General features: G+C 65.3%; 12 protein-coding genes. 7 read left to right on the forward strand and 5 right to left on the reverse strand.

Going from position 1 to position 15201, the window contains the following annotated elements; genetic code table 11:
• Positions 1-75: 75 nt before the first annotated feature.
• Positions 76-1194 (reverse strand): hypothetical protein, encoded by a 1119-nt coding sequence (locus LI72_RS08565; RefSeq protein ID WP_033925516.1) that lies wholly within the window; start codon positions 1192-1194, stop codon positions 76-78.
• Between the two features lie 109 nt (positions 1195-1303).
• A complete protein-coding gene (locus LI72_RS08570; RefSeq protein WP_052129669.1) occupies positions 1304-2482 on the reverse strand; it encodes an acyl-CoA dehydrogenase family protein in 1179 nt (392 codons plus the stop codon).
• A gap of 85 nt (positions 2483-2567) precedes the next feature.
• Here LI72_RS08570 and LI72_RS19020 point away from each other — a divergent pair, with 85 nt between their 5' ends.
• Both LI72_RS19020 and LI72_RS08580 read left to right on the forward strand, forming a co-directional pair.
• Positions 2568-3920, forward strand: coding sequence for an adenylate/guanylate cyclase domain-containing protein (locus LI72_RS19020; RefSeq protein WP_052129670.1), 1353 nt, complete (start codon positions 2568-2570; stop codon positions 3918-3920).
• An 84-nt stretch (positions 3921-4004) separates the two neighbouring features.
• On the forward strand, positions 4005-4274 hold the full coding sequence (locus LI72_RS08580; RefSeq protein ID WP_033925517.1) for a hypothetical protein: 270 nt from the start codon (positions 4005-4007) through the stop codon (positions 4272-4274).
• Positions 4275-4299: 25 nt separating this feature from the next.
• Here LI72_RS08580 and LI72_RS08585 read toward each other — a convergent pair whose 3' ends face one another.
• On the reverse strand, positions 4300-7041 hold the full coding sequence (locus tag LI72_RS08585) for a [protein-PII] uridylyltransferase (RefSeq protein ID WP_156139554.1): 2742 nt from the start codon (positions 7039-7041) through the stop codon (positions 4300-4302).
• 31 nt (positions 7042-7072) lie between these two features.
• Positions 7073-8791 (reverse strand): class I adenylate-forming enzyme family protein, encoded by a 1719-nt coding sequence (locus tag LI72_RS08590; protein ID WP_033925519.1) that lies wholly within the window; start codon positions 8789-8791, stop codon positions 7073-7075.
• Positions 8792-8858: 67 nt separating this feature from the next.
• Here LI72_RS08590 and lgt point away from each other — a divergent pair, with 67 nt between their 5' ends.
• Together lgt and LI72_RS08600 are read left to right on the forward strand one after the other, a co-directional pair.
• Complete coding sequence (lgt, locus tag LI72_RS08595; RefSeq protein ID WP_081984790.1) at positions 8859-9749, forward strand: prolipoprotein diacylglyceryl transferase; 891 nt, start codon at positions 8859-8861, stop codon at positions 9747-9749.
• 5 nt (positions 9750-9754) lie between these two features.
• Positions 9755-10816, forward strand: a complete 1062-nt coding sequence (locus LI72_RS08600; protein ID WP_033925520.1) for a class I SAM-dependent methyltransferase — start codon at positions 9755-9757, stop codon at positions 10814-10816.
• A gap of 3 nt (positions 10817-10819) precedes the next feature.
• Here LI72_RS08600 and LI72_RS08605 read toward each other — a convergent pair whose 3' ends face one another.
• Positions 10820-11785: an L-threonylcarbamoyladenylate synthase gene (locus LI72_RS08605; protein WP_033926197.1), complete on the reverse strand. Its 966-nt coding sequence runs from the start codon at positions 11783-11785 to the stop codon at positions 10820-10822.
• A gap of 49 nt (positions 11786-11834) precedes the next feature.
• Between LI72_RS08605 and LI72_RS08610 the strand changes: the two genes are divergently transcribed.
• The 3 genes from LI72_RS08610 (at position 11835) to LI72_RS08620 (ending at position 15197) form a co-directional block, all read left to right on the forward strand.
• A complete protein-coding gene (locus LI72_RS08610) occupies positions 11835-13571 on the forward strand; it encodes an acyl-CoA dehydrogenase (protein WP_033925521.1) in 1737 nt (578 codons plus the stop codon).
• A gap of 147 nt (positions 13572-13718) precedes the next feature.
• Positions 13719-14555: an ATP-binding protein gene (locus tag LI72_RS08615; protein ID WP_033925522.1), complete on the forward strand. Its 837-nt coding sequence runs from the start codon at positions 13719-13721 to the stop codon at positions 14553-14555.
• Positions 14556-14564: 9 nt separating this feature from the next.
• Positions 14565-15197 (forward strand): glutathione S-transferase, encoded by a 633-nt coding sequence (locus LI72_RS08620; protein WP_033925523.1) that lies wholly within the window; start codon positions 14565-14567, stop codon positions 15195-15197.
• Positions 15198-15201: the final 4 nt, after the last annotated feature.

Raw genomic sequence — 15201 nt, forward strand, 5'->3', positions numbered from 1 at the left:
GCAGGCGAGTCGCCTGATAGCATTGTCGTGTAGTTTCAGGGAGTCCCGCCGTCAGTGCGCCAGGTCATAAGGGGTTCAGCTCACGTCGGGCTTCGGGTCCTTGAAAACCCCCTTGGCAAGCTTGTTGATCGTGTCCGGTACGAAGCGTTCGGCAAAGCCGGCGACAAAGGCGTAGACGCTGAGCTTGAACAGATCGCTGCGCTCTTCGAGGCCCAGCTCCATGTAGATGGTATCGGCCCAATTCGGGCAACCCGATTCCGGAACGCAGGCCGGCACGGGCGTCGCGGGCGTACGGGGTTGGTTCAGCGTGGCAGGGGGAGCTAGCGTTTCATTCTCCAGGGCTATCTGTGGAATCAGCGTGCCTGGCTGGGCTGGCGCGGAAGGGGGTGGCGGCGGTCCAGTTTCCGGGGCCATTTGTGGAACCACCGAATCGAGCAGGCCCGCCGAAATCAGCGCGTAGATGAACAATGCAGACACGCCGCCGATGCCGATGGGCATCAGGATGCTGACCCATCCGATGCGCAGGCTCATCAGCTCGAAAATGCCGTCGTCCACCATGGCGTCGCGTGACGTTGCCTTCTGCAGCCGCTGGATGGTGGAGATGGCAGCGCCTGCCATGCCGATGATGGTAATCATCGCCAGCCCCTGCTGCGCTTCTACGGGCAGTACCTTTATTGCCAGTGCAAGAGTGAATATGATGAGGACCAAAGCCGCTACCGCTACGTAACGCATCAGTCGCCTGATCAGGATTTCCCGGTCAAAATTCACTCCATAATTGGCGTGGATCGTGTCGAGCATTGACCGGGCCAGATGGCGCAATTCGTCTTCCGGGTGGTCCTCGACCTTGTTGACAGTATGGCGCGCGAAAAACGCCTCCGCCACACCCTTCGGCACGACCCTGCGGAAACGGTTCTCGATGGCCCAGTAGCGGGTCCGCAGCGCCATTTCCGGTATCAGCGATGTCAGATCCAACTCGATCTTGTACAATTGACCCAAGGAAGGCTTCGCCCCTTTGAGCGGGTCCAGCTGTTCGAATTCTTCACGGACGGCTTTGAGCTGCTCCGCCTTTTCGGTGTTGATCCGTCTGGACCCCGGCGTGGCGGGATCGTCCTCCCAGGCATAGCGTTCGAACTCATCGCGAAGGGATTCGTAATATGTTCTGGCAATCGAGCTTTCGTCGCTTGAAACGGTCATGGCACGGCCTCCCCCGGACAGGTGGCCATTGGGCGCAAGTCCTTTCGGATTCGCCAGTGTTTGCCGGACCGTTATCGAGCCAAGGTACGCGAACCGGCTCCGTTTCCGATCATTTCCCCCCGAACAGCTGCCGCCCGGCCAGATCAAGCATGATCTCCTCCGATCCACCGCCGATCGCGTTGACGCGGACCTCGCGATAGATGCGCTCCACCTTCGATCCGGTGATATAGCTCGCACCGCCCAGGATCTGCGCTGCCTCGCGCGCGACGATCTCGAGCATCTGCGTTGCCTGCACCTTGAGCATCGCGAAATCCGCCGGTTGATCGCGGCCATGCTCCACCGCCCAGGCGCATTGGTCGACCCAGGCCTGGGTGGCGGCAATCCGTCGCGCCATGTCAGCCAGCTTGATGCGGATCGACTGGTGCTTGACCAGCGCCTTGCCGAAGGTCTCTCTGGCCTGCGCCCATTCCACCGCTTCCTTCAGGCACACCCGCGCAAAGGCGCAGCAGCCCATCGCCATGCCCAGCCGTTCGCTGTTGAAGTTGCGCATGATGCCGATGAAGCCGCCATTTTCGGGGCCGATCAGGTTTTCGGCCGGAACCTTGACGTCCTGCAGATAGATCGCCGCGGTATCCGAACAGCGCCAGCCCATCTTGTCGAGCCGGGTGCGTGTCACGCCGGGCGAATCCATCTCGATCAGCAGCAGCGATATGCCGGCAGCGCCCGCACCGCCGGTGCGCACCGCGCAGGTCAGCCAGTCGGCGCGCATGCCCGATGTGATGAACATCTTGGAGCCGTTGACGACATAATGGTCGCCTACCCGCTCGGCGCGGGTCTTGAGATTGGCGACATCCGATCCGCCCGAAGGTTCGGTGATGCCGAGCGCGATGATCTTCTCGCCCGCCAGCACCGGCGGCGCGACCCGCTGCTTCATCTCCTCGCTGCCCAAGGCGAGCACCGGGGGCAGGCCGATGCCGTGCGTCATCAATGATGCCGTCAAGCCGCCCGCACCGACGGCGGCCAGTTCCTCGGTCTGGGTCATGCCATGGAAGATGTCGAAGCCTTCCGAATGGCCGCCATATTGTTCGGGATAGCGCAGGCCCAGAATGCCGGCCTCGGCCGCCTTGCGGTGCAGCGCGCGTGGCAGCTCGCCATCGGCCTCCCACTGGTCGATATGCGGGGCAACCTCGCGTTCGACGAAACGGCGCACCGATTGCGCCAGCGCCTCGTGGCTCTCGTCGTAAAAGGGCGAGCGCGCACGCCAATCGTCGAAATCGGTCAAGGTCATCCTCCACTGGGCTTCTTTGCTTTGTGCGCAGGCTTCCGGCGGCGTTACCGCTTTGTCAATCCATCGCTGCTATGCCCTTGTCGGAATGGCCGGGCCGCCATCCGACAAGGGGCAGACGATGCAGCAGGACCACACGCCGCACCAGGTTGCGCAAATCCAGGGCGTCCAGACAATGACCGGGCGCTTTGTCGATCCGGCGCTCGAAAGCCGCTTCGTCACCGGCGAGCGCCAGGCGCGCGTCGTCCACATGCGGCTGTTTGCCGGCTTCCTGGCCGCGATGCTGATCGGCTATGCTCTGGTCAATCCGCTCTATTTCACGCGTGCAGACGAGCTGCGCTTCACCTTGCTGCTGCTGCCTGCGCTCGCCATTCTGGCAGGCTATGCCGGTGCCACCGCCTGGCGCGGCTATGCCGCCCGGCCGATGATCGATTTTGCCAGCCTGCTGGGCGTCGCGTTCCTGATCATGGCAGAAAACACGCTGCTGTTCGAAGAAATGCACCGCGCTCAGGTGCAGCTGCACGCTTCGATCGCCATCAACGGGCTGATCGTCATGGCCTTTGCCGCCATCGCCTTTGCCGGGCAGCTGCGCTGGTTTGCGGCCTGGTTGGGCTGCCATGCGTGCGTCTATTTCGGCATCATGCTGGTGACCGAGGCGGACGTGATCCCGCTCATCTATGCGACCCTCGCCTATTGCACCAGCGCGGCCGTGATGGTGCTGCTCAACTGGTCGGTGGGGCATGCGCACCGGCAGAGCTTCATTTTGTCCGATGCGCTGGAGGCAGAGCGCGCCAAGACCGAGGAACTGCTGTTCAACGTGCTGCCGCCTGCGGTCGCGGCGCGGCTCAAGGCGGGGCAGGTGGTGGCGGACAGCTACCCCGATGTCTCGGTGGTGTTCATCGACATCTGCGGCTTTTCGGATCTGTCGCGGCGGATCTCGCCCGGGCATCTGGTCGATCTGCTCAATGGCTTCTTCCTGCTGGCCGACAAATGCGCGGCGCAGACCGGCGTCGAAAAGGTCAAGACCATCGGCGATGCGTATCTCGCGATCAGCGGCGGCAACAGCCCCTCGCACAACAGCGCCGATGCCGCGATCCGCTTTGGCGAGGGGGTGATCGCCGGGCTCCCCGAATTGCGCGCGGCCACGGGTATCGATCTGCACATCCGCGTGGGCATCCACACCGGCCCGGTGGTCGGCGGCGTGATCGGCGAGACCCGCATGGCCTATGATTACTGGGGCGAGACGATGAACATCGCCAGCCGCATCGAGGGCACCGCGCATCCCGATGGCATCGCGGTCTCCGAAACCACCTGGCTGCGCGGACGCGGCGAGCGGCATTTCGAACTGCCGCAGGTGATCACGCTGAAGGGCGTCGGTGACATGCCGGTCTACCGGCTGGCGGACAAGCCTTCGGCCGAGATCATCCGCCTGGTGGGTTAACCCCGCACCGCCAATCCGTCCCGAAATCGTCCAGCATCACGCCGGGGCTTCCCGTCGCCTGCCAAATCGCGTTAGATTAACGCCATGGCAATCATCCTCATCTTCCTGTGCGGCATCATCAACTTTGCCCTGCACAAGGCCACGATGGAATCTGACCATCCGATGGCGGTCCAGATGCGCGGCATCTTCCGCCACTTCATGCGCGGCTGGGGCACCTATCTGCTGGAATATCTGATCCTGCTCTCGGCGCTCAGCTTTGCTGCGCTCGGCTACACGATCGCGCTGCCCGCCTATATCGTCTATACCGGGATGAACGGCGTGGCTGGCTGGGCGATCCTCACCGGCCGATTCTAGACGGCAGATTCCGGGCGGGCAGGTTCTAGGCCGCGACTGCCTGTTCGGTCTGCGGCGATGCTGCTGCCAGCAGTCGCTTTTCCAGCGATTTCAGCCGCACCTTGCTGTCGATCTTGTCGCCCAGCAGATCGGTGACATAGAAGGTATCGACTGCGCGCTCGCCATAGGTCGCGACATGCGCCGAATGAACGATGCACTTGAGGTCGAACAGTGCGAACGCCAGCCGGTTGAGCAGCGCGGGCCGGTCCAGCGCATTGACCTCGATCACGGTGAAGCGGTTCGACGCCTTGTTGTCGACCAGAACCACTGGCGCGATGTTGAACGCCTCGCTCCGCGGCCGCGCGGTGGGCCGCGCGATCAGTCGCGGGGTCAGCGCCATGCGGTTGGCCAGCGCATCGGCGATCGCGGTCTTCAGCCGGGCGATCTGGCTTTCTTCCATGAACGGCCGGCACAACGGATCCTGCACCAGGAAATTGTCGAGCGCCATGCCGTCGCGCCGGGTGTGGATGCGCGCATCGATGATGTTGCCGCCCGCCAGATGGATGCCGCCTGCGATGCGATAGAAAAGGCCGGGATGGTCGGCGGCGCTCACCGTCACCAGGGTCGCGCCGCGAGCGGGGTAGAATTCAGCCGCGACGGTCAGCGGTTCGGTGTCGTGCGCATCGATCAGCCGCACGTTCTGCGCGATGATGTCTTCGGGCTCGGCAATCCAATAGGCATCGTCGAGCTTGCGCGCGATCTGCACGAAGCGGCCCTCGTCGATGGCGACCATGGCGCGCACCGCATCCTGCTTGGCCAGCACCCGCTCGCGGCGGCCATGCTGCTTGTGGCCCAGCCGCAGCACCTCCTCGGTCGATTCGAACAGATTGCCCAGCAGCTGGCGCTTCCAGCTGTTCCAGATGCCCGGGCCCACGGCGCGGATATCGACCACGGTCAGCACCAGCAGCAGCTTCAAGCGCTCGGGGCTCTGCACCATCGCGGCGAAATCGGCGATGGTCTTGTAGTCGGTGAGGTCGCGCTTGAAGGCGGTGGCCGACATCAGCAGGTGATAGCGCACCAGCCAGGCGACCTGCTCGGTCTCGGCCTCGGTCAGGCCAAGCCGGGGGCACAGCTTCATCGCGACATCGGCGCCCAGCACACTGTGGTCGCCGCGCCGGCCCTTGGCAATATCGTGCAGCAGCGTCGCGACGAACAGCACGCGGCGGCTGATCAGCTTCTGCATTACATCATAGGCGAGCGGGTGGTCGTCCTTGAGCTCGCCCGATTCGATCCGGGCGAGCAGGCCGATCGCGCGGATCGAATGCTCGTCGACCGTATAATGGTGGTACATGTCGAACTGCATCTGCGCGACGACACGGCCGAAATCGGGAACGAAGCGGCCGAACACCGTCGCCTCGTTCATCCAGCGCAGCACCAGCTCGGGATCGCGCGGACTGCACAGCACATCCATGAACAGCGCATTGGCGCGCGGATCGGCGCGAACATGCTTGTCGATCAGCACCGCATCCAGGCTCGCCTGGCGCATCGCGCTGGGGTGGATCTCGACCTTGTGCTTGTCCGCCAGCTGGAAGATCTCGATCATCCGCACCGGGTCTTCGCGGAAGAAATCGGGCCGGGGCAGGGCGAGGCGCCCGCGATCGAGGATGAAGCCCGAAAGCTTGCGCGGCCGCCGCCGCAGGATCGCGGGAATGAAGCGCCGGTCGCGTGCGGCGAACTGGTCGTCGAGCTGCGCCAGGAACACGCCGGTCAGGTCGCCGACGCGTTTGGCGTTGAGGAAGAAATACTGCATGAACCGCTCAACCGCCGATTTGCCCGGCCGGTCGGCAAAGCGCATGCGCGTCGCCACCTCGCGCTGCAGATCGAAGGTCAGCCGGTCCTCGGCCCGCCCGGTGATGTCGTGCAGATGGCAGCGCACCGCCCACAGGAAATTGGCCGAGCGGCGAAACCCGCGAAACTCGGTCATCGTCAGCAGGCCGGCGTCGACCAGTTCGGCCGCCGAGCGGACCTGGTGGATGTACTTGCCGATCCAGTAGAGCGTGTGCAGATCGCGCAGACCGCCCTTGCCGTCCTTCACATTGGGTTCGACGACATAGCGGCTGTCGCCCATCTTCTTGTGCCGCGCGTCGCGCTCTTCCAGCTTCTGCGACACGAAATCGCGCGCGGTACCGGTGACGACATCCTTCCAGAATCGCACCGATGCCTCGCGATAGATATCCTGGTCACCCCAGACATAGCGGCCTTCGAGCAATGCGGTGCGGATGGTGAGATCGCTCTTGGCCTGGCGGACCATCTCGTCGATCGAGCGGCTGGAATGGCCGATCTTCAGCCCCAGATCCCACAGGATATAGAGCATCGCCTCGATCGCCTGCTCGGTCCAGCTGTTCTTCTTCATCGGCGTGAGGAAGGCGATGTCGACATCGCTGTGCGGCGCCATCTCGCCCCGGCCATAGCCGCCCACCGCCGCGATGCAGAAATGCTCGCCGGTGCTGTGGTTGGCGACCGGGTACTGGAAGCGCACGACATAATCGTGGATCAGCCGCACGATCTGATCGATCAGGAACGACTGTGCCGCGGCGCAGTCATGCCCTGCCGCCGGGTTGGCGACCAGCCGCGTGGCGATCTCGGCCCGGCCCGCCGCCAGCGCGTCGCGCAGCAGCGTCACCACTTGGCCACGCGCCTTGTCGCCCTGCTCGGTGGCAAGCTGTGCGATGCGATCATCGATGGCGCGACGATCGATGATCGCGCGCTGGTTGGCGACGGTGCTCATGGGCATGATCGATACAGGATACGGGTTAAGGTCAGGTGCCCGCTCCCGTTCCGGCCATGGCGGCGGCCTGATAGGATTTGCGCAAGGACACCTTGTCGATCTTGGCGGTGCCGAGACGCGGCAGGGCGTCGGCGCTGTGCCACAGCCGCGCGGGCACCTTGAACGCGGCCAGTTGGCCCGAGAGGAACTCGGTCAGCTCGGCGTCGGTCAGGCTGGCACCATCGCGCACGACATAAACCGCGCCGACGATCTCGCCAAAGCGCTCGTCGGGAATGCCGAACACGCTGGCCTCGGCGATGTCGGGGTGCGCATAGATCGCCGATTCCACCTCGACGCAGCTGATGTTCTCGCCGCCACGAATGATGATGTCCTTCTTGCGATCGACGATGAACAGATAGCCGTCGGCATCGATATAGCCGAGGTCCCCGGTGCGGAAATAGCCATCGGGCATGATCGCGGCATGGGTCGCGCCCTCGTTGTTCCAATAGCCCAGGAAGTTCGCGACCGAGCGGATGGCGACCTCGCCGACCTGGCCGGAGGGCAGCGGATGACCGTTGTCGTCGAGGATCGCAAGGTCCACCAGCGGGCGCGAGGCCTGGCCGGTGCTGTTGGGCTTGGCGATGTAATTCTCGTTGAAATTGCCGCAGCCCACGCCGTTGGTCTCGGTCAGGCCATAGCCCAGGATCGGGAACGCCCAATCCATGGTTTCCCGGATGCGCTTGACGTGCTCGACCGGACGCGGCGCACCGCCTGCGGCAAAGGTGACGCAGCTCTTGAGGTCGTATTTGTCGCGGTTGGGATGCTGGGCGATCTCGTAGCTCATCAGCGGCACGCCGACGAAATAGCTGATCTTCTCAGCCTCGATCAGCCGCATCGCCTCTTCTGCATCCCATTTGGGCATCAGCACCAGCTTGCGCCCGATGACGAAGCTCTGCAGCAGCACCGGAACTTCGGCGGTGACGTGGAACAGTGGTACGTTGAGCAGGGTGGCGGGCTGGCCTTCGGGCGGCTTGCCCTGGCGGGTGACGATGTTGAGCGCCATCAGCGTCTGCGCAACATAGCTGAACGTGCCTTGCACGACACCGCGATGGTCGGAAAACGCGCCCTTGGACTGGCCGGTGGAGCCCGAGGTGAACAGGATGGTGGCCAGGTCGTCGCCGGTCAGCTCGGGCAATTCCGTCGCGGCATCGCCACCTGCCGACAGCACCGAGGCAAGGCCCTGTTCCGGCGGGCCATCATGGCCGATCACGATCACGCGCGCGTTGCCGGTATCGCCGCATTCGGTGATGCGCCTGGCGCAGCGATCATCGGCCAGCACGAGCGTGCAGCCGACATCGGTGATCCCGGCGCACAGCTCTGCACCCTGCCACCAGCCGTTGAGCAGGGTGGCGACGCCGCCAGCCATCAGCACACCCATATAGGCGATGATCCAGTTGGCCGAATTGCGCGCGGCAATTCCGACCCGGTCGCCCTTGGCGATGCCATGGCCCGCGATCAGCGCGGCGGCGACCTTGCGTGCAGCGGCGTAGCTCTGGCCAAAGGTCAGCCGGGTATCGCCATCGACAAGAAATTCGGCATCGGCGTGCTGCATGCAGAAATAGGCAAAGAAATGCGACAGCGCGGGCGGTGCCGACGCAATCATGGGCAGTTTCTGGCCGTACTTCTCGAAATGAGTCAAAGGCAGCATGCCTCCTTCACCGGTCAGCGCCTGGATGGCTTCATCCATCATCTGGTCCAGTTCGGTTGCCATCGAAATCTCTCCTCTTTCGCTTGTGCTTGCCAGCCCTTATGGAGGGGAAAACCCTTGGGGAAAAGCCTTGATCCTGCCCATTTCGGCGCTAGCCGCCAACATCGCCTCGACCGCTGGCGCCGCTGCTGCCAACACCGCGATCCGCTTCGAGGAGCTGGGGCTGTCGCCGGTGGCGCTCAGCATCGGGTCATTCCAGCTCAAATGGTACAGCCTCGCCTATCTGTTCGGCATCCTGCTGGGCTATTGGTACATGGGCCGGATGCTCAAGCAGCCCGGCGCGCCGATGGCGCAGCGCCATGCCGACGACCTGATGCTGTATTCGACGCTTGGGATCATCCTGGGCGGACGGCTGGGCTATGTCGCCTTCTATCGCCCGGACCTGTTCGAAACACCGCTCGAGGTGTTCAAGGTCTGGCAGGGCGGCATGTCGTTCCATGGCGGGCTGATCGGCGTGCTGCTGGCGATCGGCTATCTCGTCTGGCGCAACAAGCTCAGCTACATTCGCGTCGGCGACTATGTCGCCTGCGTCGTTCCGTTCGGCCTGCTGTTCGGGCGGCTGGCGAACTTCGTCAACGCCGAGCTCTGGGGCCGTCCGACCGATGTCGCCTGGGCGGTGATCTTCCCCACCGATCCCGATGGGCTGCCGCGTCACCCCAGCCAGCTTTACGAGGCCGGGCTGGAAGGCGCGCTGCTTGCGGTCGTGCTGGCGGTGCTGTTCTGGAAGACCGACGTGCGCCACCGGCCGGGCTTCCTGGGCGGCGTGTTCCTCGCGGGCTATGGCGCCAGCCGGTTCTTCGTCGAATATTTCCGCAATCCCGATGCGCATCTGATCGAATTTGCCGAGCAGACGGGGCTCAGCATGGGCCAGTGGCTGACCGTGCCGATGATCCTGATCGGCCTGTATCTCATCTTCACCTCGCGCGGCCGGATGAAGGGCCCGCAGCCCGCCATCGCCTGACGCGCATGCAAGAGGCAGGGCCTGACGGGCTGGAGGCGGTATTCCGCCGGTTGATCGGCGCCACCGGCCCGATCAGCGTCGCGCACTACATGGCCGAGGCCAACGCGCATTATTACAACCGCACCGATCCGCTGGGGGCCGGCGGCGATTTCATCACCGCGCCCGAGATCAGCCAGATGTTCGGCGAGATGATCGGGCTGTGGCTGGCGGACCAGTGGCAGCAGGCGGGCAAGCCCGGCCTGTGCCATTTCGTCGAGTTCGGCCCCGGACGCGGCACGCTTGCCGCCGATGCGCTGCGCGCGATGGCACAGTTCGATTTCCGTCCGCAGGTGCATCTGATCGAGGGCAGCACCGCCTTGCGCATGGCGCAGAAGCTGGCCGTGCCGCAGGCGACCTGGCACGACGGGCTGGACAGCGTGCCGCGCGAGGGGCCGCTGCTGATCGTCGCCAACGAATTTCTCGATGCGCTGCCGGTGCGGCAGATCGTGCGCACCGAGCAGGGCTGGCGCGAGCGGGTGGTGGTCCACAATGGCGAGCGCTTTCTGCCGGTGGCTGGCGCCCGGCCGATGGACACGGCTGTGCCACCCGCTTTGGCAGACAGCCCGCCGGGGACGATCCTGGAAAGCTGCCCGGCCGCTGCCGGCATGGCCTATGAAATCGCCGCGCGGCTGAAGGCACAGGGCGGTGCGGCGCTGTTCATCGATTATGGTTATTGCGCTCCCCAGACTGGCAGCACGCTGCAAGCGGTGCGCGCGCATCAGAAAGTGGATCCGTTTGCCGAGCCGGGCCTCGCCGATCTCACCGCCTTGGTCGATTTTTCGCAGTTGAAGCAGATCGCGCTGGCGGGCGATGTCGATTGCCTCGGGCCGGTCGGGCAGGGCGACTGGCTGATGGCATTGGGCATCGCCCAGCGCGCCGCGATGCTCGCCAAATCGCAGCCGTCGCGCGCAGATGACATGATGGCCGCGCTCGACCGGCTTGTGTCGCCCGACCAGATGGGCGCCTTGTTCAAGGCGCTTGCCTATCGCGGCCCCGGCTGGCCGGCGGGCGCAGGGTTTGGCCGATAGGGCTCAGGCGGCCGCGCGCTTCAGCCGGTCGTTGATCGCATCGCCCATGCCGCCATCTGGCACCGGGGCAACCGCGATGCGGGCCTTTTCGCTCGCATCGGCGCGGTGCAAAGCGGCATAGAGGTTCGCTGCCGCTTCGGCGAGATCGCCCGCCGCCGAAAGCGTGTCATCGCCCCGAACAGCGCCAAAGCCGATCAGCCATTCGTCATCGGCTCCCGACGTTGCGTTCAGCCGCAACGGCTTGCCGGGCGCATAATGGCTGGCGAGCTGGCCGGGGGCCTCTATCGCATGGTCGACCAGCGGCAGCGGCGGTTCGCCGAGCAGCGCCTCGATTGCCGCCGGATCGACCGGGCCGGGGCGCAGCAGCTGCCAACCCGCAGGCGCGTGCCCCAAGTTGCGCAGCGCAACTATCGTCGATTCGAGCCCCGCGGTGCACGGCCCGCCGTCGAGGATCAGGCCCAGCCCACCGCCTAGGCTCGCGGCGACATGCTGCGCCTCGGTCGGGCTGATCGCGCCCGACCGGTTGGCCGACGGTGCGGCCAGCGCCATTCCGCCGGTCTGCAGCACCGCCCGCATCACCGGATGCGCCGGGCAGCGCAGCGCGATTGTCGGCAGGCCCGCAGTGACGGCGGGCGCGATTTTCGCCCCATCCGCCAGCGGCAGAACCAGGGTCAGCGGCCCCGGCCAGAAGGCAGCGGCAATTTTTTCTGCGCGCGCATCAAAAATCGCAATCTCGCGTGCCGCCGCCATGTCGGGCACATGCACGATCAGGGGGTTGAAATCGGGCCTGCCCTTGGTGCGATAGATCGCCGCTACGGCATCCGCGCGCGATGCATCGGCGGCGAGACCGTAGACCGTCTCGGTCGGCAGCGCGACGACCTGGCCTGCGCGCAGGATCGATACCGCGCGCGCCACCGATGCGTCGTCGGCGGGGGCAATCCGCGGGTCACAAGGCTTGGAAGCGGGCATGATGCTGCCTATACAGCGCAGGAACGCAAGGGACAGCAGGGAAAAATCCATGACATTCAGCGCACCGACCACCGAACAGCTGTTCGTCCTCAAGACGATCACCGGGATCGACGAACTGGCAGGCTTTGAACGCTTCGCCGAGGCGACCCCCGATCTGGTCGAGGCGATCGTCGAGGGCGTTGGCGAGTTTGCCGCAGGCGAGTTCGCGCCGCTCTATCGCATCGGCGACACCGTCGGCGCGCGTCTGATCGATGGATCGGTCAAGATGCCCGACGGCTTTCGCGACGCGTATCAGCATTATGTCGAGGCTGGCTGGAGCGCCTTGAGTGCGCCTGCCGATCACGGAGGCCAGGGTCTGCCGTTCTCGCTCGCCACCGTGGCGCTCGATTCGCTGGGGGCGGCCAACATGGCGTTCGCGCTCTGCCCGATCCTCACCGTCGGCGCGATCGAGGCTTTGCACCATCATGGCAATGCCGAGCAGCAGGCTCTGTATCTGCCCAAGCTCGCTACCGGTGAATGGACCGGGACGATGAACCTCACCGAACCGCAAGCAGGCAGCGATGTCGGCGCGCTGCGGGCGACTGCGACCCCGCGCGGCGATGGCACCTATGCGATCAAGGGCCAGAAGATCTACATCTCGTTCGGCGATCACGACATGGCCGACAACATCATCCATCTGGTGCTCGCCCGCACACCCGATGCACCGGCAGGGACCAAGGGCATCTCGCTGTTCCTGGTGCCCAAGTACCGGCTCGATGCAGACGGCAATCCCGGTGAGGCCAACGGCGTCAAGACCGTGTCGATCGAGCACAAGATGGGCATCAATGCCTCGCCCACCTGCGTGCTGCAGTTCGGCGAGGAAGGCGAGAGTGTCGGCGAGCTGATCGGCCCGGAATTCGGCGGCATGCGCGCGATGTTCACGATGATGAACAACGCGCGCCTCAACGTCGGCCTGCAGGGTGTGCAGATTGCCGAGGGTGCGACGCAGAAGGCGATGTGGTTTGCGCGCGAACGCGTGCAGTCGGCGCGGGCCGGGGCGGGACGCGATCCGGTTGCGATCATCGAGCATCCCGATGTCCGCCGCATGCTGCTGCGGATGAAGGCCGGCACCGAAGCGATCCGTGCCTTGCTGTATTTTGCCTCGGGCTATGTCGATCGCGCCAATCTGGGCGTCGACGGCGCGCGCGAGATGGTCGACCTGCTGACCCCGCTTGCCAAGACCTATGGTACCGACCTTGGCAGCGAGATCGCCTCGCTGGGCGTGCAGGTGCACGGCGGCATGGGCTATGTCGAGGAGACCGGTGCGGCGCAATATTACCGCGATATCCGCATCGCGCAGATCTACGAAGGCACCAACGGCATTCAGGCGGCGGACCTCGTCGGGCGCAAGCTCGGCATGGGCGGCGGTGATGTCGTGCGCGGCCTGATCGCCCAGGTGCAGGCCGATTGTGGCAACCACCCCGCGCTGTCGCAGCTGGCGGGCGATTGCGCCGAGGTCACCGAATATATGGTGGGCGCCAGCGTCGATGACCGGCTGGCGGGCAGCTATCCCTATTGCACGATGATGGCGGTGATGACGAGCGGCTGGCTGATGCTGAAGCAGCAGCGCGCCGCGCAGACGATGCTCGATGCGAACGAAGGCAATGCCGAGTTCCTCAAGGCCAAGCTGGTGAGCAGCCGCTTCTATCTGGAGCGGATGGTGCCCGAGGCAGGTGGTCTCAAGGCAGCGGCGATGGCGGGTTCGGACTTGCTCTATGCGCTCGATGCCGAGGCGCTCGCGGCTTGAGACGATTGCGTACCCCATCACCGTTTGTCCCAAGCCCCTCGGCTGGCTGGCAAGCCAGCTGCTCACGGCAAACTGTAGTCGAGGGACGTATTCGGAATGGTTGCGCCACGTCCCTCGACACGCTCGCGACACACGGAAGGGGTTGAGATGGGCAAGGACACCGACCCCCTGGTCCGCATCGCCGAAGCGCTCGAGCGGATGGCGCCACCCGCGCTGCCGCCGACCGACTGGCTGGCTGCGCCCGCCTATGTCTGGAGCGGAGACAGCGTGCTGGCGGTGCCGAGCCTCCAGGCCGTTCCGCTCGACCGGCTGCGCGGGATCGATGCGCAAAAGGCCAGCTTTACCGAAAACGCACGTCGTCACGCTGCGGGGCTCCCGGCGCATGATGCCTTGCTGTGGGGATCGCGAGGCATGGGCAAGTCCGCGCTGGTCAAGGCGGCGATCGCCGATATCCAGGCCAGCGGCGGTTCGCTGGCGCTGGTGCAGGTGGGCGGGGAAGCCGACGCGCTGTCCGGGCTTCCGCGGCTGTTTTCGCAGCTCGGCGATACCGACCGGCGCTTCCTGGTGTTCATCGACGATATCGGATTTGACGGGCCCGAAGCCAGCAGCGCGGCGCGCTCGTTGCGCTCGCTGCTCGAAGGCGGGGCAATGGCGCGCCCGGCGAATGTGCGTCTTGCCGTGACGTCCAACCGCCGCGCTATCGTCGAGCGCCACCTGGCGGAACAGGACGATCCGATCAATCCGCGCGATGCGGTAGACGACCGGCTGGCGCTGGCTGACCGATTCGGGCTCAGCCTGGGTTTCCCGGCCTGCGACCAGAACGCCTATCTCGACATCATCAGCGGCTACGCCAAAGCCCATGGGCTCGATTTCGATCCCGAGGACGCGTTGCTCTGGGCACGGCAGCGCGGCAGCCGCTCGGGGCGGATCGCCTGGCATTATGTCACCGAGCTGGCGGGCCGCGCGGGCCGGTCGCTCGATTGAGGCGCGGCGATGCGCGCGTTTCCCATCCTCTACAGCTTCCGCCGCTGCCCGTTCGCGATGCGCGCGCGCATGGCGCTGCTGGTCAGCGGCCAGACGGTCGAACTGCGCGAGATCCTGCTGCGCGCCAAGCCGGAGGCGATGCTGGAAGCCTCGCCCAAGGGCACGGTCCCGGTGCTGGTGCAGGGCGATGGCGCAGTGATCGACCAGAGTCTCGACATCATGCGCTGGGCGTTGCAGCGGCACGATCCCGAAGCCTGGCTGGCGGGTGATGACCGTGCGCTGATCGAGACCTTCGACGGGCGCTTCAAGCACCATCTCGATCGCTACAAATATCCCTCGCGTCATGGCGAGGACCCGCTGGTACACCGCGCGGCCGGGCTGGCGCTGCTGGCGACGCTGGACGAGCGCCTCAGCCCATCGGCCTGTCTGTGCGGGCCGCATAGGACGCTGGCCGACATCGCGCTGTTCCCGTTCATCCGGCAGCTCGCCGCGACCGACCAGCCCTGGTTCGACGCGCAACCTTTGCCCCATGTCCAGGCCTGGCTGGCAAGGCTGACAGGGTCCGATCTGTTCGAGCGGGCGATGCTGCGCCTTGCGCCCTGGCAGCCGGGCGATGCGCCCGTGCTGTTTGCCTCCGGTTAACTCG

Source organism: Sphingomonas sp. 35-24ZXX, assembly GCF_000786215.1.
In the GTDB taxonomy this organism is placed as follows: domain Bacteria; phylum Pseudomonadota; class Alphaproteobacteria; order Sphingomonadales; family Sphingomonadaceae; genus Blastomonas.